The organism is Pseudomonas sp. ADAK7 (assembly GCF_012935675.1).
Taxonomy (GTDB): Bacteria; Pseudomonadota; Gammaproteobacteria; order Pseudomonadales; family Pseudomonadaceae; genus Aquipseudomonas.
Window position 1 is genome coordinate 2,502,638 of record NZ_CP052861.1, and the last position, 18,568, is coordinate 2,521,205.

Below are 18,568 nucleotides of genomic sequence, written 5' to 3' on the forward strand. Positions count from 1 at the left end.
TCCTTAAAATCGTCGGTGTTCTTGCCCGCGAAGGCGTCTTCAAAACCCACAAAGCTCTCGCAGCAGCCGAGTATCCAAATGCTTCTCCACCAAATCCGCCAAGCGCTCGATATCGCGCTCGCGCAAGGCGTGATAATCCACGTCCTGCACATCCTGCAACCCGGCCCAACGCAACAGCGCGCTGCTCGCCGCCGGTGACTCGAACAGCCCATGCAAATAGGTGCCGAAAATCTGCCCATCAACACTTTGCGCGCCATCGCAGCGACCATCGTCCAACTGCACGGCAGCGTTTTCCAACGCCGGCCCAGTGGTCACGCCCGCATGGATTTCATAGCCGCTGACCTCGGCATTCTCCAGCGCCAGCCGCCCACGCACATTGCGCAGTTGCTTCTCTTCTTCGAGCAAGGTTTCGAACGCCAGCAAACCCAACCCGGCACTGGAACCCGGCGCGCCTTCCAGGCCCAGCGGGTCGTGGACGTGTTCGCCGAGCATTTGCAGGCCACCGCAAATCCCCAGCACTTTGCCGCCGTAGCGCAAGTGTCGGGAGATCGCCGTGTGCCAACCGTTGGCCCGCAGGTACGCGAGATCGCTGCGTACGCTTTTCGAGCCCGGAAGAATAATCAGGTCAGCGGCTGGAATCGCCTGGCCGGGGCCGATGAATTGCAGGTCCACTTGCGGGTGCAAACGCAGCGGATCGAAATCGGTGTGGTTGCTGATGCGCGGCAGCACCGGCACCACCACTTTGAGCACTTGATCAGCCTTGTCGGTCTGGCGCTGGTCGATGCCGTCCTCGGCTTCCAGGTGCAGGTCCATCACATAAGGCAGCACGCCGATCACCGGTTTGCCGGTGCGTTCTTCGAGCCAGTCGAGGCCCGGTTGCAGCAAGGCAATGTCGCCGCGAAAACGGTTGATGATGAAACCTTTAACCCGCGCCTGTTCACTCGGCGACAGCAACTCCAGCGTCCCCACCAGATGGGCAAACACCCCACCGCGATTGATATCGGCGATCAGCACCACCGGGCAATCCACCGCTTCGGCAAAGCCCATGTTGGCGATGTCGCCGGCACGCAGATTGATCTCCGCCGGCGAGCCCGCGCCTTCAACCATCACCACCGGATACGCCGCGCTCAGCCGTTGGTGGGAGGCCAGCACCGCTTGCATGGCGATGGCCTTGTAGTCGTGATAGGCCACGGCGTTCATGGTGGTGACGGCGCGACCATGAATGATCACTTGGGCGCCGGTGTCGCTGTTGGGTTTGAGCAGCACCGGGTTCATGTCGGTGTGCGGCTCGAGGTTGGCGGCCTGGGCCTGCACCGCTTGGGCGCGACCGATCTCGCCACCGTCAGCCGTCACGGCACTGTTCAACGCCATGTTCTGTGGCTTGAACGGCACGACACTGACGCCATGGCGCGTGACCCAGCGGCACAGCGCCGTCACCAACGTGCTTTTACCGGCGTCGGACGTGGTGCCCTGCACCATCAACGTAGTCATTGGATTTCCTTGGCGAAGGCTTGCAGGGCTTGTTCGAGGCGGGCTTCTTCGGTGGCGTCGGCGGGCAGGCCGAAACGCAGGCTGCTGTTATTCGTGAACAGCCGCAGCAGAATGCCGAGCCGGGCCATGAAGCCATGCAGCTCCTCGGCGCGCTCGGTGATCAGCCATTGAAACAAGGCGCAACCGCCCTGGGGCTTGAGGTCGTAGCGTTCCAGCAATGCGGCCAAACGCTGACTCGCTTCCTCGCTGCGCAGCCGTTGCCGGGCATGGCCTTCGGTGTCTTGCAAACAGGCTTGACCCAGCACTCGGGTCGGGCCGCTGACGGCCCAAGGTCCGACTTGCTCGGCCAGCAATTTAAGCAACTTGCGCTCGGCCAGGACGAAGCCCAGCCGCACCCCGGCGAGACCGAAAAACTTGCCGAAGGAACGCAATACGATCAAGCCGACCTGATTGGCAAACGGCGCGATGCTCAGCTGCGGTGTGTTGTCCATGAACGCTTCGTCGACCACCAGCCAGCCACCGCGCTGGGCCAGTCGCGAGTGCCAGTCGAGCAGGCGACTCGGGCTCAGGCTCAGGCCCGTCGGGTTGTTCGGATTGACCACCACCAGCACGTCGAGGTTGTCGAGGAAGAAGTCGACTTCCTGCTCCAGCACTTCGCGCACGATGTAGCCGTTGCGCCGCCAGGCTTCGGCGTGTTCGGCGTAACACGGCGACAGCACGCCGACCTTGCCGGCCCGACGCAGACGCGGCAGCAACTGGATCGCCATCTGCGAACCGGCCACCGGCAGCACTTGCGCGGCGCCGTAATAATCGCAAGCAGCCTGCTCCAGACCGTCATCGGTTTCCGGCAGTCGCGCCCAAGCCCGCAGCGGAATCTCCGGGACCGGAAACGGCCACGGCGCCAGGCCGCTGGAGAGGTCAAGCCAATCGGCTTCGGCGATGCCGTATTCGAGCGCTGCCTTGCGCAACCGGCCACCGTGCTCAAGCATAGAATTCCGCTCCCACGCAGAGAATCAGCAGCCATAACCATACGCCGCGCTGGACCAATTGCCAGCCACGGTCGATGGAGTCGGCATCCGCCGCCGGGCCTTCGCCGAGTTGTGGACGCTGATGCAGTTCGCCGTGATAAATCGCCGCCCCGCCCAACTCCACGCCCAACGCACCGGCACCGGCCGCCATCACCGGCCCGGCGTTCGGGCTGTCCCAGGTCGGGCCTTGGGTGCGCCAGCATTTCAATGCGAGTCGGGTTTTGCCCAGCAGCGCGTAGGTCAACGCCACCAGGCGTGCAGGAATGTAGTTGAGGACGTCGTCGATCTTCGCCGCGGCCCAGCCGAAGCGTTCAAAGCGTTCGTTGCGATAGCCCCACATCGCGTCGAGGGTGTTGCTCAAACGATAGAGCACCACGCCCGGCGCGCCGGCGACGGCAAACCAGAACAGCGCGGCGAATACCGCATCGCTGCCGTTCTCCAGGACGGATTCGGTGGCGGCGCGGGCGACTTCGGTTTTATCCAGTTCGCTGGTCTGGCGACTGACCAGATACCCCACGCGTTTGCGCGCTTCGTCCAGGTCATCGCTGCGCAGGGCCTTGGCCACCGGCTCGACATGTTCGCCGAGGCTGCGCATGCCGAGGGCGCAATACAGCGCCAGAATCTCGACCAGCCAACCGACGTAAGGCGCCCAGGACAATGCCGTCGCCAACAAGGTCAGCGGCAACACCGCGATCACCCAAGCAGTGACGCCATGACTGCGCCAGCCACGGCCACCGGAGTTGAAACGTTGCTCGATGCGATCGGCAAAACCGCCGAACGCCACCAGCGGATGCCAGCGTTTGGGTTCACCCAGCAGCGCATCCAGCGCCACCGCGGCGACACTCAACAACGCCACACTCATTGACTCACTCCCCAATAATTTTCATACAGCAGCTCACTGAGTGGACGCGCCTGCGCCCAGCCTTCGAGTACCAACATCGGCGCCGGATAGAATGCCTTGACCGGGCCGAGGCACAGCACCGCCAGCGGCTTGGCCCCGGCGGGCAAACCCAGCAGGTCGGCCAGGGCTTGCGGCTCGAACAGCGAGACCCAGCCCATGCCCAACCCTTCGGCGCGGGAGGCCAGCCACAGGTTCTGGATCGCGCAGGACAGCGAGGCCATGTCCATCTCTGGCAAGGTGCGACGGCCGAAGATGTGGCGCTCGCGGTCGTCCATCAGCGCGGCAACCAGCACTTCGGCGCAGTCGTTGATGCCTTCGACCTTGAGCTTCATGAATTCATCGGTGCGTTCGCCGAGGGCTTCGGCGGTGCGGATCCGTTCTTCTTCCACCAGTTGCTGGATCTGCCCGCGCAGGGCTTTATCGCTGATGCGGATAAAGCGCCACGGTTGCATCAGGCCGACGCTGGGTGCCTGGTGCGCGGCTTCAAGCAGGCGGCGCAGCAGTTGCGGTTCGACCGTACCGCCGCTGAAGTGGCGCATGTCGCGACGTTCGCCGATGGCTCGGTAGACCGCCGCGCGCTCAGCCTCGCTGAACGCAAGATCTTCTGGCTTCATGGCTTGAACAACGCCGCCATCGCTTGCGGGTTGGACGGAAAATAAAAGTGCACGTAGGAAGCAGTCATCCGCCCGTCACGATAAACCGCTTCTGCCCCGCGCCCGCCGTTCGGGCTAAGGCCCCGGGCAATCGGCTCCAGCTCGGTGCTGGTCAATGAATGGTGATAGGTGTGCCCGCGCAACAAGCCTTCGGGCAGTTCGACGGCTTGCAACGCCAGCGCGGCCAGACGCTTTTGCATCACGGCATCACCGGCCAACAAGCCGACCAGTTCAGCGCGCGTGCCTTCGACATCGGTCAAGGAATCGAGCAGATACAGCATGCCGCCGCATTCGGCGAGCAAGGGTTTACCGGCTTTATGGTGTGCCCGGATTGCGCTCAGCATCGACGTGTTTTTCGACAACGCTACATGGTGCAGCTCGGGGTAACCGCCCGGCAGATAGAGGCTGTCAGCTTCGGGCAAATGGGTATCGCGGATCGGCGAGAAAAACGTCAACTCGGCGCCCATCGCTCGCAGCAGATCCAGGCTGGCGCCGTAGGTGAAGGCGAATGCTTCGTCCCGGGCGACGGCGATGCGCACGCCTTTGAGTAACGGTTCCGCAGTTATCACGTCCGGGGCGGCGAACTCGACAGCGGGTGGCAGCGCTACCTCGCAACTGCTGGCCAACGCATCCGCCGCCGCATCGAGGCGCAGGTCGAGGTCGTTCAACTCACTGGCCTGGACCAGACCGAGGTGACGGCTGGGCAATTCGATCCCGGTTTCCCGGGACAACGCGCCGTACCAGCGCAAGCCTTCGGTGAGGCTGCCTTCGAGCAATTGCGCGTGACGCAAAGTGCCGACGCGGTTGGCCAGGACGCCGGCAAACGGCAAGTCCGGCTGATACTTCGCCAGGCCCAAGGCCAGTGCGCCAAAAGTCTGGGCCATGGCGGTGCCGTCGATCACACCGAGTACCGGCACGCCGAAGTGCCGCGCCAGGTCGGCGCTGGAGGGCGTACCGTCGAACAAGCCCATCACGCCTTCGATCAGGATCAGATCGGCTTCGCCGGCGGCTTCCCACAACAGCCGACGACTTTCCTGCTCGCCGACCATCCACATGTCCAATTGATAGACCGGCGCACCGCTGGCGCGCTCGAGAATCATCGGGTCGAGGAAGTCCGGGCCGCATTTGAACACACGTACCTTGCGCCCCTGATTGCGATGCAACCGGGCCAGCGCGGCGGTGACGGTGGTCTTGCCCTGACCGGAGGCCGGCGCGGCGATGAGTACCGCAGGGCAATGACGGGGTTGATTCACAGTTCGACGCCTTTTTGCGCTTTGATCCCGGCCTGGAACGCGTGCTTGATCACATTCATTTCGGTGACGGTGTCGGCCAGCTCGATCATTTCCGGCTTGGCGCCGCGACCGGTGACCACCACGTGTTGCATCGGTGGGCGGGCCTGCAAGTCGCTGAGCACATGATCAAGATCGAGGTAACCGTGCTTGAGGGCGATGTTCAATTCATCCAGCACCACCAGGCCAATCGACGGATCGCGCAGCAATTCGCGGGACACGGCCCATGCGGCTTCGGCGGCGGCGATGTCGCGCTGGCGGTCCTGGGTTTCCCAGGTGAAGCCCTCGCCCATCACATGAAAGCGCACTTGTTCCGGGAAGCGACGGAAGAACAACTCTTCGCCGGTGCTGTTGCGGCCCTTGATGAACTGCACCACGCCGCACTGCATGCCGTGGCCCATGGAGCGGGCGAGCATACCGAAGGCCGAGCTGCTTTTGCCTTTGCCGTTGCCGGTCAGCACCAGCAGCAGGCCGCATTCGTTCGGCGAGTTGGCGATGCGCTCGTCAATCACGGCTTTTTTGCGCAGCATGCGCGCCAGGTGGCGTTCGTCACGATCGGGGGTATCAGTCATGGGGGAGCTCTCCGTTGAGGCTGGATAACGGCGGGCAGGCACAAGAATAGACGGCAAGAAGCCTGGCATCGCCCACCGTGATGCCGCTGGATGGATCAGGCCGGTCTCCGGGCTCATGAGCGGCTTGCGCCTGGCTGCGCGCCTTCCCATGTTTTTCAACACAGTGGCTCAAGGCGCAGCTTTTCACTCATTTACCGTTGCGGGGGCAGCGCCGGGATCGTGGTTGTTCATTCGTCGAATGAACGCACTCACCGGCTTCCCTGTTTCACTCTGTCGACCGCAGCCACAGAGCACCTGAAACAAGCCGCGAAGGTTAGAGGGTTGGGGGTGGAGCGTCAATTAAAGCCGGGACGCCGCCGGGCGAAAAACTGCCGTCAATCAATTATCTGCCGCGAATCTTGTGCCACACTCCCAGCAGTGATATCAAAGAGCCACATCCCACAACACAATAACAAGGGTGAGCCACATGCAAGGCATGATCATCAGCAATCCGAAGCTGGAATTCCTGCGCCCGCTGCTGGAACGCTGGTTTGACTGTATCGACCGCTACAACGCCGTGCGCGGCGATAACGATACGCCGTACTGGTTTGACGAAAAAGCCAATCTCAGCCTGCTGTCGGCGGCGGCCTGGATGGCGGAAATGGTCACGTTGCAACAAACGCCGACCCGTAAACAGCTCGAAGAAGGCGAACGCAATGCCCGCGCCGATCTGTTTATCGCCAGCAGTGAAGAACGCGCTTACCTCCAGACGACCCAGCGTTGGCCAAAGGTCAACAGCCTGAACCTGACACAAGCCTTGGCCGATATCGCCAGCGACGCCAAGCGCATCAGCTACGCCAGCGACCTGAAACTCGGCTGCCTGTTTGTCGCGCCGCAAAAGGCCCAGCAAAGCGCGACCCCGGAAGAATTGCAGGACATGGTCGACGACCTGCAAAAGGAACACACCTGCGCCGTGGCCTGGTATTTCCCCTACGCCTACCGCAAGTTGCGTAACGAAGCTGGTCACTATCACCCCGGCATCGCCGTGCTGCTCAAAGAGGCCCGTGGTTGACGGGTTGAACCATCGCGCTTTGTTTCTCCTCTATGATTAAACAGTGCATTCATAGGGAAGATCAGCATGCGCAAGCCCCAGCTCGTTTTCGTCATCGCGCTCGCCGGAGGGCTTGTTGCCTGCGGTGAGACGTCCAGCCTGCAAGTCACAGACGGCACCGGCCCGTCGCCCAAGTTGCCAGAACCGAATAAAACCCTGATCCCGACGGTGAATATTGCCCCGGCGATCGGCTGGCCGGCCGGTGCCAAACCTACCGCGGCAGCAGGCACGCAGGTCGCGGCCTTTGCCGAAAATCTCGATCACCCGCGCTGGCTCTATGTACTGCCCAACGGTGATGTGCTGGTGGCCGAAACCAACGCGCCACCCAAGCCCGATGACGGCACGGGTATTCGTGGCTGGGTGATGAAGAAAGTCATGGGCCGCGCCGGTGCCGGCGTGCCGAGCCCGAATCGTATTACGCTGCTGCGGGACAAGGACCACGATGGCGTGGCCGAAACGCGCACGGTGTTCCTGGAAAACCTCAACTCGCCCTTCGGCATGACCCTGGTCGGCAGTGACCTGTATGTCGCCGACACCGATCGTTTGCTGCGTTTCCACTATGAAACCGGCGATACGGCGATCAAGTCAGAACCGATGAAGGTCATCGACCTGCCGGGCGGCACGTTGAATCACCACTGGACCAAGAACGTCATCGCCAGCAAGGACGGCAGCAAGTTGTACGTGACCGTGGGCTCCAACAGCAACGTCGGCGAAAACGGCCTGGATAAGGAAGAAGGTCGCGCGGCGATCTGGGAAGTCGACCGCGCCACCGGCAACCACCGGATCTTCGCCTCGGGCCTGCGCAACCCCAATGGCATGGGCTGGGAACCGAACAGCGGCGCACTCTGGACCTCGGTCAACGAGCGCGATGAAATCGGCAGCGACCTGGTGCCGGACTACATCACCTCGGTCAAGGACGGCGCCTTCTATGGCTGGCCGTTCAGCTATTACGGGCAGCACGTCGACGTGCGCGTCGAGCCGCAGAACCCGGATATGGTGGCCAAAGCCATCGCCCCGGATTACGCGGTGGGCCCGCACACCGCCTCGTTGGGCTTTACCTTTGCCGAAGGCAGCAAGTTGCCAGCACCGTTCACCAACGGCGCCTTCGTGGGCCAACATGGCTCGTGGAACCGCAAACCGCACAGCGGCTATAAAGTGATTTTCGTACCATTCACGGCGGGCAAACCGACCGGGCAGCCGGTGGATGTGCTGACCGGGTTCCTCGACAAGGATGAAAATGCCTTGGGCCGGCCGGTGGGTGTGGTGATCGATCAGCAGGGGGATTTGCTGGTGGCGGATGATGTGGGGAATAAGGTGTGGCGGGTTTCGGCGGTTAAATAAACGCAAAAAATCGCAGTCTTCGGCAATCCGTTACAGGAGTTGCAGAAGGCTGCGATCTTTTCCGGCATCCGTTTACCTTTTGCGGCACAGCGTCAACCCATCGCCAATCGGCAACAACGACAGATCCACCCGTGCGTCATCCTTCAGCGCTCGATTGAGCGCCTGGATGGCCCGGGTGTCCGCGCTTTCGGGATTGCTCTCCAGCACCCGCCCGCTCCACAACGTGTTATCGAATACCGCCAAACCACCCACCCGCAATAACCGCAGGGCGTGCTCCAGATAACTCGGGTAATTGGCCTTGTCGGCATCAATGAAGACCAGATCGAACGGCCCTGACAGTTGCGCCAGGGTTTCCAGCGCCGGCGCCAGGCGCAAGTCGATGCGCGCGGCCAAACCCGCCTCCTGCCAATAATGCCGCGCGGTGGCGTTGTAGTCGCCGGGGATATCGCAACAGATCAGCGAGCCGTCATCCGGTAGCGCCGCCGCCATGCACAAGGCGCTGTAACCAGTGAAGGTGCCGACTTCCAGCAAACGCCTGGCGCCGGTGAGCTTGACCAGCAACGCGAGGAATTGCCCTTGCTCCGGCGCCACTTGCCAGCGCGCCATGGGCAGCGCCTGGGTTTCATCGCGCAAACGCTTGAGCAGCGGCGTTTCCCTGAGGGAAACGTCGAGCAGGTAGTGATACAGGGAATCGTCGAGATTAAGCGTGCGAGCGGTCATGACAACCTCTTGCCGGGAAAATTACTGATTACGCGCCAAGTGCTCAGGTTGCAACACCCGTTTGGCGCTCAGATAGGCTTTCTGCCAGTAGGCTTTGGACAGACTGTCGAGCTTCACCGTGCCGCCCGTGGCCGGCGCATGGACGAAGCGGCCTTCACCGACATAAATCCCGGCGTGGCTGACCTGGGAGCCGCCGTTGGTGGCGAAGAAAATCAGGTCACCGGTTTGCAAGCCTTCCTTGCCGACGTTGGCCGCTTGCATGCTGATCATCTCGCGGGTGGTGCGCGGCAGGGAAATGCCGGCGACGTCACGGTAGACGTATCCGATCAGGCCGCTGCAATCGAACCCGGAATCCGGCGTGTTGCCGCCCCAGCGATACGGCGTGCCCACCAGGCCCAAGGCACGAAACAGCACGTCTTCGGCTTCAGGCGAGAATGATGGAGAGGTACTGAAAACAATCGGGGCACGAACCACGGGCGCAGAAGGCGGTGGTGTGCGGCTGGCGCAGGCGCTGAGCAGCGCTGCGAAGAGCATCAGGGTGAGGCGGGCTGACATCGTCATAAGCGGAACACCTGATCTGGCTGCGGCTTTTTCTGTCGGAAGGACAGAAAAGAAAACCGCCTGCGCAGGGCGCAGGCGGTTTGCCATCAATAATAGATCAGGATTCTAGCGCCTATGCGCCAAACTTCAAGTAAGACTTTAAGTTCGCCTTACATAAAGTGTGCTTACTTGCGAGCAGTGACTACAGTCGGGGCCATCGCGAGTGCGCGCTTGGCTTCGATGAAGGTCTTGCTCCAGTAGCTGTCGCCCAGGTTATCGACCCGCACGCCACCGCTTTTGCGGCTGCTGGAGTGGATGAACTGGTCATCACCAAGGTAGATCCCGGCGTGACTGACGCGACCGCGACGACCGTTGGTGGCGAAGAACAGCAAGTCACCAGGCTTCAGGTTGTTGCGCGACACCAGCGGGGCGTCCACGTTGATCATTTCGCGAGTGGAACGCGGCAGGTTCATGCCGGCCTCTTCACGAAACAGGTAGCCGATGAAACCGCTGCAGTCGAAACCGGCTTCAGAGGTACCGCCGAAACGGTAACGGGTACCGATCAGGGACATGCCACGTTCGAGGATGCTGTCGGCCAGAACCGGAAGCTGGTACGACTTGCCGTCGGCGAAGTCTGCCAGTTCTTTTTCGGTGGCTGTCTCTTCTTGGTTAAGAGCTTCCTGATAAAGAACGGAAGATTGGGCAGTGGCCGAATTCTTAATCTGCTGTTGCGACGCCTGCTGGGACACTGGAGAGTGAGCAGCGCAACCGAACAACAGGGTGACGAGTGCGAGGGGCACGAGGGGTGCGAAGCGATTTAGCATGGGCACGACCGTGGCTGATAGTTGTAAAGAAGCCGAGACTATGCCCGCTATCAACCTCATTTGCAAATTCAATCGATCTTTATGTGACTTCTCGGTTTCTCGTTTACATCTAAGCGCTTAAACCCATTTTGACTGTTGACGCAGCCTGCAACCCTGCAGGAAAGCGAATTTTCTGGCGCCTGGAATATGCCAAAACCGGCTGCAGGCCCTGGATTTACCAGCCTAGCGTTTCTTTCAGGAAGGGAATGGTCAGCTTGCGCTGCGCTTGAAGGGAGGCCTGATCGAGACGCTCAAGCAGCTCGAAAAGCGCGCTCATGCTGCGGGTGCCGCGAGTCAGGATGAAATGCCCGACTTCGTCGGTCAGGTGCAAACCGCGACGGGATGCGCGCAACTGCAAGGCCCGCAATTTGTCTTCATCGGACAGCGGACGCATCTGGAAGATCAGTGCCAGGGTCAGGCGTGATTTCAGATCCGCCAACTTCACCGGCAGTTCACGGGGCGAGGTCGAAGCGGCAATCAACAGACGCCGACCGCTGTCCCGCAGACGATTGAACAAGTGGAACAACGCCTCTTCCCAATCCGCCCGGCCAGCGACGGCTTGTAGATCATCAAGGCAGACCAGTTCGTATTGTTCGAGGTTGTCGAGGATTTCGATCCCGCGATCAAGCAGCTCGGCCAACGGCAGGTACACCGCCGGTTCACCCATTTGCTCGAAACGCAGGCAGGCGGCCTGCAACAGATGCGTGCGCCCTACCCCGTCCTTGCCCCAGAGGTAGATCAGGCTTTCGGTCCAGCCGGCGTCGGCTTCGCATAGCCGCTCGACATAGCCGAGTGCAGCGGCATTGGCGCCTGGGTAGTAATTGATAAAGGTAGCGTCATCACGCAGACGCACACCTAGGGGCAGCTGAATCGGTTTCATGCTGACTGAACAGTTCCAAAGGAACCGTTAGTGGCCTCTGTGTAAAGTTTGCGAAGTTTATACCCGTGGGGCAGCCCGCACAATGCGGCAGACCACAAGCAAAATCAAAGGTTTGCGTTAACGCACTGCTTTTATGAGCGTTTCTTTGGCGGCGCATGTGACAGCGACTAGGGGGATACGGGCCAGCCTGGCCGGGAATCAGGCTGCCCGCTACGAGCGATCAAGCCCGCTTAAAGCTCGGGCTCATCGACACCGCTGTACATATCCGAATCTTTATACAAATCATGCACATGGCGCACCAGCACCATGATCACCGCCGCCACTGGCAGCGCCAGCAGCACGCCGGTAAAGCCGAACAGCTCGCCACCGGCCAGAATCGCGAAAATCACTGCCACCGGGTGCAGGCCGATCCGGTCGCCGACCAGCAATGGCGTGAGCACCATGCCTTCCAGCGCTTGCCCGACCATGAACACCGCGACGATGCCGAGCATCGGATACAGGTCGCCATGGAACTGGAACAGCCCGGCGATCAGCGCCGCACCAATCCCGATCACAAAGCCCATGTACGGCACAATCGCCGCCAGACCGGCAATCAGGCCGATCAACAGCCCCAGCTCCAGCCCGAGCAACATCAGGCCCGCGGCATAGATCACGCCCAGTGCCAGCATCACCAGCAATTGCCCGCGCACAAACGCCCCGAGCACTTCATGGCATTCACCGGCCAGGGTCACCACGCGCTCTTCGCGATCACGGGGCAACAGGCTGCGGATCTTGGCCATCATCAGGTCCCAATCGCGCAGCAGGTAAAAACTTACTACCGGGATCAGCACCAGATTCGCCAACCAGCCGATCAACGCCAGCCCGGAAGCAGTCGCCTGGCTCAGCACCACGCCGACAATGTCGGTGGTCTGGCCCATGTGCTCGCTGATCGCAGCCTTGAGCTTGTCGAACTTCCAGAAGTTATCCGACAGGCCAAACTTCGATTGCGCCCACGGCAATGCGGTGTGCTGCAACCAGTCGAGCATCTGCGGCGCCAGTTCGTACAAGCGGAACAACTGCTTGGCGAGCATCGGCACCAACACCAGCAGCAAGGTGGTGAAGATCAACGTGAACAGTGCAAACACCGCCACCACGCCCCAGGTCCGTGACAGACCGGCCTTCTCCAGGCGATCCACCAGGGGATCGAACAGATAGGCCAACAGCAGCGCCACCAGGAATGGCGTCAGGATCGGATGCAACAGCCAGACAAACGCGCAGAGCAGGACCACCCCACCCAACCAGAACCACCGCCGCGTATCGGCCATGTACAACTCCCTATGCATCTATATAAAGAAAGAAAACCTTACCAGCGGAATCGCAGTTGCGGCACCGGTGCCGGAGCCGGCGCTGCGACAGGCGCCGAACCGTCGGCCACAGGCGCAACCGGTGTGACCGGCGCAGGCGCTTCACCGGCTGGCACCTCTTGCAACTTCGCCAGCGACAACTGCGAGCGCAACTGCTCGACGCTGCCGTTTACCCGATAAACAACATGGTCGCCGTCGACGCTGACCAAACGCGCGCCGAAAGGATCGAGCAACCGCCCCAGCGCCGCATAGTGTTCCAGGTTCATGCCCTGCACTTCGAGCAATTGTTCGCTCGACACGCCAGCCTTGACGACAAACCGTGGCGCCAGACGCTCAGCCACCGCCAGCATGACCGCATCGGTCACGGCAGCCTGGTCCGCGCCCTGCACACTGCCGGCTTCCTTCTGGTCGCCAAGCCACAAATGCCACTTGGCCTGCCACTGGCCGCCGTCTTCATGGGCGTGCACCGCCAGCAAGGCGTCCGCGTTGTAACGGTCCGATGCGCCGCGCAATGGGGCTGCATCCGAGCCTTCAAGATTCGGCGCCGTGGCCACCAGCTGTTCACTCAAATCCGCCAGTGGCAAGCGCAATGGCAAGCCCCGGTGTTGCGCCGCACGCCGCAAGGGCGCAGCGCTGGCCTGGCCATCGCCCACCAGGCTCGAACCTTCGGTGGAGTCGTTCAACCACCAGCCCAGGATCGACGGCCGATTCGCGCCCCACAACGACAGTCCGGCACGGCGCAGCGCCTGATCGGTGGTGGCCGGGTCGAAATCGACCTTCAGCACTTCCGGCGGCCCGGCATCAAAGCCGTACTGGCTGATGATTTGTTGCGGGTCCTTGCGGATCGCCGCCAACCCGGGGTTTTGCACAGACTTGGGATCGCCAGTGAGGCGCAACACCAACGTATCCAGCGCCGCCTGGGTCGCCTGATCGCGAATCTCCGGGCTCTGGCCACTGACCGGCTGGCGGACCTGATAAAGATTTTTCACGGGTTCGGCATGACTCACCAAGGTGACAAGTGACAAACATCCGGCAAACATAAATTTAGAAAAAAAACGCATGGAAGATTCCTGACGACAAGAGCGGCTGGAACTGGCCGCGTGAACGGATGGAGCAAGGCTGTGACCCTCACCCCGCGCAAAACATTCACCCGACCTCGATAAGTTTTTCGCACTGCCATAACGATAGACGGTAATGGCGATACCTTATACAGCGATGAGAGACGTCACTCACGCGAGCAATAATGGTTTTTTTCAGCCGATATGCCCCTGCCGTCGGCCTGAGGATGGCCGCTGCCTCTCAAGCCTGATAAAATCGCGCGCCTTCGCAGACCGGCAACAGCCGGGCACCCTGGAATTCACGCAGGCACTCGCCTTCGTTTGTTTCGGCGGTCCCACTGGACTCGGTCGTTACCCCTGAATCCCCCCTAAAGGCCTGGATCATGAGCAAGCAACCCTCCCTGAGCTACAAGGACGCCGGTGTAGACATCGACGCCGGTGAAGCATTGGTCGAACGCATCAAGAGCGTCGCCAAGCGCACTGCGCGCCCGGAAGTCATGGGCGGCCTGGGCGGTTTCGGCGCCCTCTGCGAAATCCCGGCCGGCTACAAGCAGCCCGTGCTGGTTTCCGGCACCGACGGCGTCGGCACCAAGCTGCGCCTGGCGCTGAACCTGAACAAGCACGACAGCATCGGCATCGACCTGGTCGCCATGTGCGTCAATGACCTGGTGGTGTGTGGCGCCGAGCCGCTGTTCTTCCTCGACTACTATGCCACCGGCAAACTCAACGTCGAAACCGCGACCCAGGTCGTGACCGGCATTGGCGCTGGCTGTGAATTGTCCGGCTGCTCCCTGGTCGGCGGCGAAACCGCTGAAATGCCGGGCATGTACGAAGGCGAAGACTACGACCTGGCCGGCTTCTGCGTCGGCGTCGTGGAAAAATCCGAAATCATCGACGGTTCCAAAGTCGCTGCCGGCGATGCCCTGCTCGCCCTGCCATCTTCCGGCCCGCACTCCAACGGCTACTCGCTGATCCGCAAGATCATCGAAGTCTCCGGTGCCGACATCGAAAACATCCAGCTCGACGGCAAGCCGCTGACCGACCTGCTGATGGCCCCGACCCGTATCTACGTGAAGCCGCTGCTCAAGCTGATCAAGGACACCGGCGCCGTCAAAGCCATGGCCCACATCACTGGTGGCGGCCTGCTGGACAACATCCCGCGCGTACTGCCAAAAGGCGCACAAGCGGTGGTTGACGTCGCGAGTTGGACCCGCCCTGCGGTGTTCGACTGGTTGCAAGAAAAAGGCAACGTCGACGAAAACGAAATGCACCGCGTGCTGAACTGCGGCGTCGGCATGGTGATCTGCGTGGCTCAAGAGCACGTTGAAACCGCGCTGAACGTCCTGCGTGAAGCCGGCGAGCAGCCTTGGGTCATCGGTCAGATCTCCACCGCTGCCGAAGGCGCGGCTCAGGTTGAACTGAAGAACCTCAAGGCTCATTAATGTCCGTCACCTGTGATGTGGTGGTGCTGTTGTCCGGCACCGGCAGTAACTTGCAGGCCTTGATCGACAGCACGCGGACCGGCGACAGCCCGGTCCGCATCGCTGCGGTGATTTCCAACCGCGCCGACGCCTTCGGCCTGCAACGCGCCAGGGACGCGGGTATCGACACCCGCTCCCTGGATCACAAGGCTTTCGAGGGCCGCGAGGCCTTCGACGCCGCGCTGATCGAACTGATCGACGCCTTCAATCCCAAACTCGTGGTACTCGCCGGATTCATGCGCATTCTCAGCGCCGGTTTCGTGCGGCACTACCAGGGTCGCCTGCTTAATATCCATCCCTCGCTGCTGCCCAAATACAAAGGGTTACACACTCACCAGCGCGCGCTGGAGGCCGGAGATACCGAGCACGGCTGCTCCGTGCACTTCGTCACCGAGGAACTCGATGGCGGACCTCTGGTCGTACAGGCAGTAATACCGGTAGAGTTGCACGATTCGCCGCAGAGTCTGGCGCAGCGGGTCCACGTTCAGGAACACCTGATCTACCCGATGGCCGTACGCTGGTTTGCCGAAGGTCGTCTAGCCCTCGGCGAGCAAGGTGCTTTACTGGATGAAAAGTTACTCGCGGCCAGCGGCCACTTGATTCGAACCTAGGAGATATTATGCGTCGCGCCTTGCTCTTCGCTTGCGCTCTGCTCGCCCTGCCCTTCGCGCAGGCCGCAGACCTTCAACCCTTCTCCGCCAGCTACACCGCCGACTGGAAACAGCTGCCCATGAGCGGCACCGCCGAACGCAGCCTGGTCAAGGGCGCCAACGGTGTCTGGACGCTCAGCTTCAAGGCGTCGATGATGATCGCCAGCCTGTCCGAACAAAGCACCCTGACCCTGGACAAGGACACCTTGCTGCCTCAGTCCTACCACTTCGAACGTGGTGGCCTGGGCAAAGCCAAGAAGGCTGACCTAGACTTCGACTGGACCGCCAAAATGGTCACCGGCACCGATCGTGGTGACGCGGTCAAGATCCCGCTCAACCGCGGCATGGTCGACAAATCCACTTATCAGTTGGCCCTGCAACACGACGTGGCCGCTGGCAAGAAAAGCATGAGCTACCAGGTCGTCGATGACGGCGAAGTCGATACCTACGACTTCCGCGTGCTGGGCTCGGAAAAAGTCGACACCAAGGCTGGCCAGATCGATGCGATCAAGGTTGAGCGCGTGCGCGACCCGACACAAAGCAAGCGGATCACCGTGATGTGGTTCGCCAAGGACTGGGATTACCTGCTGGTCCGTCTGCAACAGGTTGAAACCGACGGCAAGGAGTACAACATCATGCTCCTCGACGGCACGGTTAACGGCAAGGCTGTCAAAGGCAGCTGATCCGGTTCGAGACAAAAAGCCCCGCAATTGCGGGGCTTTTATTTGCTGATCGTTCCCACGCTCTGCGTGGTAATGCAGCCAGGACACTCCGCGTTCCAAAGCGTGACGCAGAGCGTCACAAGAGGCATTCCCACGCGGAGCGTGGGAACGATCAACGCTCTGCGTGGGAACGATCAAAGATCGTCAATCAGACCGAAAACCGCGCCACCATCGTGTTCAAATCCACCGCCAACCGCGACAACTCCTGACTCGCCGCGCTCGTCTGATTGGCCCCCGCCGAAGTCTGTAACGCCAGGTCACGGATGTTCATCAGGTTACGATCCACCTCCCGCGCCACTGCCGCCTGTTCCTCCGAGGCGCTGGCGATCACGATGTTGCGCTCGTTGATCAAGGTGAACGCCGAGGCAATCTCTTCCAACGCAATGCCCGCGGCCTTCGCCACTTCCAGGGTCGAGCGCGCCCGGCTGTTGCTCTGTTGCATCGAGCTGACGGCAGAATCGGTGCCCTGCTGGATGCCGCTGATCATCTGCTCGATTTCCTGGGTCGACTGCTGAGTCCGGTGGGCCAGCGCCCGCACCTCATCCGCCACTACGGCAAAGCCGCGCCCGGCATCGCCGGCACGTGCCGCTTCGATCGCAGCGTTCAAGGCCAGCAGATTGGTCTGCTCGGCAATCGAGCGAATCACATCCAGCACTTTGCTGATGCCATAGACCTTTTGCGCCAGGTCCTCAACCTGGGTCGCATTGGCGGTGACATCGTCCGCCAGGGACTCGATGGACAGCACCGTCTGATGCACTTGCTCACGGCCGTGCTGGGCAATTCGGTCAGACTCCCGGGACGCTTCGGACGTGGCCACCGCATTACTCGCCACTTCTTCCACCGCCGCCGTCATTTGATTGACCGCCGTGGCGGCCTGTTCGATTTCCAGACTCTGCTGATGCAAGCCACGGGTAGCGTCTTCGGTAACGCAACTGAGTTCTTCCGAGGCCGAGGCCAATTGGCTGGACGAGTCGGAAATGCGCCGAATGGTCTCGCGCAGGCTCTGCTGCATGCTCTTGAGCGCATGGAGCAATCGCGCCGGTTCGTCCTTGCCGGTGATGTGGATGTCGCCCGTCAGATCGCCGCCCGCCACCACCTCGGCCACGCGTAACGATTGGGACAAGGGCAAGACGATGCTGCGAGTCAGCAGCAGGGCCAGGCCGATAGTCATCAGCGCCGCGATCCCAACCATCACCCCGACCCAGACCCGGGAACTGCTGAACACTAGGCGCGCGGCCTCGGTTGCCAAGTTGGCGTTTTGCTTGTTCAACTCAACGAGGGATTTGAGGGTGACGGCGATATCATCGGCCAGCGGGCTCATTTCCCCATTGACGATGACTGCCGCCTCCTCAACCCGTCCCTGGCTGGACAGGTTCATCACCTGCCCCTGAAATTGCAGGTACTGTTGCTCCGCCGCCTTAAAGCGATCAAACAGCGAGCGCTCCTCGGGCAGCACGATCAACGCGTTATAGCGTTGTTGTGCATCACCGAGAACGCCTTTGAGTTCGTTGAGCTTGCCGACATTCTGCGCCAGCGCCTGGGGATCGCGATTGATCAGCAGGCGCATGGTCAAGGCCCGTAGCCGCAACATGTCCTGACTCATCTCCCCGACAGCCATCACGCTGGGCAGCCAGTTGTTATCGACCTGATCGGATTGCGCCCGCATGTTCGACATTTGCTGCAGGGCGAACGCCCCCAAACCGAACACCATCAGCGCCAACAGGCCAAAACCCAGGCTCGCGCGCGGCGCGATATTGAGACTTCGGATACTCATTGCTTTGGTTCCTTCCAATAAACACTGCATATCCCTGCAGCGGGTTGCTTTAGAAGGTATCGGCCCAGGGAAATTTTGCGTAAGACCAAAACGTGATATCAAAACGCCTTACTACTTCGATCCTTGGGCGGGAACGATTCAGCGTAGAAAATCAACGTCAAAAGATCGCAGC

At 61.3% G+C, this 18,568-nt stretch carries 18 protein-coding genes and 1 riboswitch; of the genes, 5 read left to right on the forward strand and 13 right to left on the reverse strand.

What is annotated here, in order from left to right:
* Positions 1–39 precede the first annotated feature (39 nt).
* Genes HKK53_RS11685 through cobO form a run of 6 tightly spaced genes read right to left on the reverse strand, consistent with a single transcriptional unit; the run spans position 40 to position 5,934 of the window.
* A complete protein-coding gene (locus tag HKK53_RS11685; protein ID WP_169370948.1) occupies positions 40–1,491 on the reverse strand; it encodes a cobyric acid synthase in 1,452 nt (483 codons plus the stop codon).
* Complete coding sequence (gene cobD / locus HKK53_RS11690) at positions 1,488–2,480, reverse strand: threonine-phosphate decarboxylase CobD (protein ID WP_169370949.1); 993 nt, start codon at positions 2,478–2,480, stop codon at positions 1,488–1,490. Before cobD ends, HKK53_RS11685 begins: the two co-directional genes overlap by 4 nt.
* Positions 2,473–3,381 carry an adenosylcobinamide-phosphate synthase CbiB gene (gene cbiB, locus HKK53_RS11695; RefSeq protein WP_169370950.1) on the reverse strand — a complete coding sequence of 303 codons (909 nt, stop codon included), beginning with the start codon at positions 3,379–3,381 and terminating at the stop codon, positions 2,473–2,475. Before cbiB ends, cobD begins: the two co-directional genes overlap by 8 nt.
* Positions 3,378–4,034: a 5,6-dimethylbenzimidazole synthase gene (gene bluB, locus HKK53_RS11700; protein ID WP_169370951.1), complete on the reverse strand. Its 657-nt coding sequence runs from the start codon at positions 4,032–4,034 to the stop codon at positions 3,378–3,380. Before bluB ends, cbiB begins: the two co-directional genes overlap by 4 nt.
* The gene (locus tag HKK53_RS11705; protein ID WP_169370952.1) at positions 4,031–5,326 is read right to left on the reverse strand and encodes a cobyrinate a,c-diamide synthase; all 1,296 of its coding nucleotides are present in this window, start codon (positions 5,324–5,326) and stop codon (positions 4,031–4,033) included. Before HKK53_RS11705 ends, bluB begins: the two co-directional genes overlap by 4 nt.
* Positions 5,323–5,934 (reverse strand): cob(I)yrinic acid a,c-diamide adenosyltransferase, encoded by a 612-nt coding sequence (gene cobO / locus HKK53_RS11710; protein WP_169370953.1) that lies wholly within the window; start codon positions 5,932–5,934, stop codon positions 5,323–5,325. Before cobO ends, HKK53_RS11705 begins: the two co-directional genes overlap by 4 nt.
* Positions 5,935–6,015: 81 nt before the next feature.
* A riboswitch (cobalamin riboswitch) is annotated at positions 6,016–6,247 on the reverse strand.
* A gap of 153 nt (positions 6,248–6,400) precedes the next feature.
* Here cobO and HKK53_RS11715 point away from each other — a divergent pair.
* Complete coding sequence (locus tag HKK53_RS11715) at positions 6,401–6,985, forward strand: hypothetical protein (protein WP_169370954.1); 585 nt, start codon at positions 6,401–6,403, stop codon at positions 6,983–6,985.
* Positions 6,986–7,051: 66 nt separating this feature from the next.
* Positions 7,052–8,365, forward strand: coding sequence for a PQQ-dependent sugar dehydrogenase (locus tag HKK53_RS11720; RefSeq protein ID WP_169370955.1), 1,314 nt, complete (start codon positions 7,052–7,054; stop codon positions 8,363–8,365).
* A 72-nt stretch (positions 8,366–8,437) separates the two neighbouring features.
* On the opposite strand, the gene HKK53_RS11725 is transcribed toward HKK53_RS11720, so the two are convergent.
* The 6 genes from HKK53_RS11725 to HKK53_RS11750 form a co-directional block, all read right to left on the reverse strand.
* A complete protein-coding gene (locus HKK53_RS11725; protein ID WP_169370956.1) occupies positions 8,438–9,085 on the reverse strand; it encodes an O-methyltransferase in 648 nt (215 codons plus the stop codon).
* A 21-nt stretch (positions 9,086–9,106) separates the two neighbouring features.
* On the reverse strand, positions 9,107–9,646 hold the full coding sequence (locus HKK53_RS11730) for a C40 family peptidase (RefSeq protein ID WP_169370957.1): 540 nt from the start codon (positions 9,644–9,646) through the stop codon (positions 9,107–9,109).
* Positions 9,647–9,810: 164 nt separating this feature from the next.
* Entirely contained in the window at positions 9,811–10,449 is a 639-nt protein-coding gene (locus HKK53_RS11735) for a C40 family peptidase (RefSeq protein WP_169370958.1), read from the reverse strand.
* A gap of 214 nt (positions 10,450–10,663) precedes the next feature.
* A complete protein-coding gene (hda, locus tag HKK53_RS11740; protein ID WP_054049492.1) occupies positions 10,664–11,368 on the reverse strand; it encodes a DnaA regulatory inactivator Hda in 705 nt (234 codons plus the stop codon).
* Positions 11,369–11,598: 230 nt separating this feature from the next.
* Positions 11,599–12,672 (reverse strand): AI-2E family transporter, encoded by a 1,074-nt coding sequence (locus HKK53_RS11745; protein ID WP_169370959.1) that lies wholly within the window; start codon positions 12,670–12,672, stop codon positions 11,599–11,601.
* A gap of 38 nt (positions 12,673–12,710) precedes the next feature.
* Entirely contained in the window at positions 12,711–13,772 is a 1,062-nt protein-coding gene (locus tag HKK53_RS11750) for a DUF2066 domain-containing protein (RefSeq protein ID WP_169370960.1), read from the reverse strand.
* Positions 13,773–14,152: 380 nt separating this feature from the next.
* Here HKK53_RS11750 and purM point away from each other — a divergent pair, with 380 nt between their 5' ends.
* From purM to HKK53_RS11765, 3 genes are read left to right on the forward strand one after another with little or no spacing between them, the layout of a single operon-like run.
* Positions 14,153–15,211, forward strand: coding sequence for a phosphoribosylformylglycinamidine cyclo-ligase (gene purM / locus HKK53_RS11755; protein WP_133836547.1), 1,059 nt, complete (start codon positions 14,153–14,155; stop codon positions 15,209–15,211).
* Complete coding sequence (purN, locus tag HKK53_RS11760) at positions 15,211–15,861, forward strand: phosphoribosylglycinamide formyltransferase (RefSeq protein WP_169370961.1); 651 nt, start codon at positions 15,211–15,213, stop codon at positions 15,859–15,861. Before purM ends, purN begins: the two co-directional genes overlap by 1 nt.
* Positions 15,862–15,869: 8 nt before the next feature.
* The gene (locus tag HKK53_RS11765) at positions 15,870–16,583 is read left to right on the forward strand and encodes a DUF3108 domain-containing protein (protein ID WP_169370962.1); all 714 of its coding nucleotides are present in this window, start codon (positions 15,870–15,872) and stop codon (positions 16,581–16,583) included.
* A 187-nt stretch (positions 16,584–16,770) separates the two neighbouring features.
* Here HKK53_RS11765 and HKK53_RS11770 read toward each other — a convergent pair whose 3' ends face one another.
* Complete coding sequence (locus tag HKK53_RS11770; protein ID WP_169370963.1) at positions 16,771–18,396, reverse strand: methyl-accepting chemotaxis protein; 1,626 nt, start codon at positions 18,394–18,396, stop codon at positions 16,771–16,773.
* Positions 18,397–18,568: the final 172 nt, after the last annotated feature.

What these genes read in the sequence shown, in the direction of transcription:
- purM (WP_133836547.1), top strand. Translation starts at nt 14,153, where the DNA reads ATGAGCAAGCAACCCTCCCTGAGCTACAAGGACGCCGGTGTAGACATC.
- HKK53_RS11730 (WP_169370957.1), bottom strand. Translation starts at nt 9,646, where the DNA reads ATGACGATGTCAGCCCGCCTCACCCTGATGCTCTTCGCAGCGCTGCTC.
- HKK53_RS11715 (WP_169370954.1), top strand. Translation starts at nt 6,401, where the DNA reads ATGCAAGGCATGATCATCAGCAATCCGAAGCTGGAATTCCTGCGCCCG.
- HKK53_RS11750 (WP_169370960.1), bottom strand. Translation starts at nt 13,772, where the DNA reads ATGCGTTTTTTTTCTAAATTTATGTTTGCCGGATGTTTGTCACTTGTC.
- HKK53_RS11685 (WP_169370948.1), bottom strand. Translation starts at nt 1,491, where the DNA reads ATGACTACGTTGATGGTGCAGGGCACCACGTCCGACGCCGGTAAAAGC.
- cbiB (WP_169370950.1), bottom strand. Translation starts at nt 3,381, where the DNA reads ATGAGTGTGGCGTTGTTGAGTGTCGCCGCGGTGGCGCTGGATGCGCTG.
- bluB (WP_169370951.1), bottom strand. Translation starts at nt 4,034, where the DNA reads ATGAAGCCAGAAGATCTTGCGTTCAGCGAGGCTGAGCGCGCGGCGGTC.
- HKK53_RS11725 (WP_169370956.1), bottom strand. Translation starts at nt 9,085, where the DNA reads ATGACCGCTCGCACGCTTAATCTCGACGATTCCCTGTATCACTACCTG.
- HKK53_RS11765 (WP_169370962.1), top strand. Translation starts at nt 15,870, where the DNA reads ATGCGTCGCGCCTTGCTCTTCGCTTGCGCTCTGCTCGCCCTGCCCTTC.
- purN (WP_169370961.1), top strand. Translation starts at nt 15,211, where the DNA reads ATGTCCGTCACCTGTGATGTGGTGGTGCTGTTGTCCGGCACCGGCAGT.
- HKK53_RS11770 (WP_169370963.1), bottom strand. Translation starts at nt 18,396, where the DNA reads ATGAGTATCCGAAGTCTCAATATCGCGCCGCGCGCGAGCCTGGGTTTT.
- cobD (WP_169370949.1), bottom strand. Translation starts at nt 2,480, where the DNA reads ATGCTTGAGCACGGTGGCCGGTTGCGCAAGGCAGCGCTCGAATACGGC.
- hda (WP_054049492.1), bottom strand. Translation starts at nt 11,368, where the DNA reads ATGAAACCGATTCAGCTGCCCCTAGGTGTGCGTCTGCGTGATGACGCT.
- cobO (WP_169370953.1), bottom strand. Translation starts at nt 5,934, where the DNA reads ATGACTGATACCCCCGATCGTGACGAACGCCACCTGGCGCGCATGCTG.
- HKK53_RS11745 (WP_169370959.1), bottom strand. Translation starts at nt 12,672, where the DNA reads ATGGCCGATACGCGGCGGTGGTTCTGGTTGGGTGGGGTGGTCCTGCTC.
- HKK53_RS11735 (WP_169370958.1), bottom strand. Translation starts at nt 10,449, where the DNA reads ATGCTAAATCGCTTCGCACCCCTCGTGCCCCTCGCACTCGTCACCCTG.
- HKK53_RS11720 (WP_169370955.1), top strand. Translation starts at nt 7,052, where the DNA reads ATGCGCAAGCCCCAGCTCGTTTTCGTCATCGCGCTCGCCGGAGGGCTT.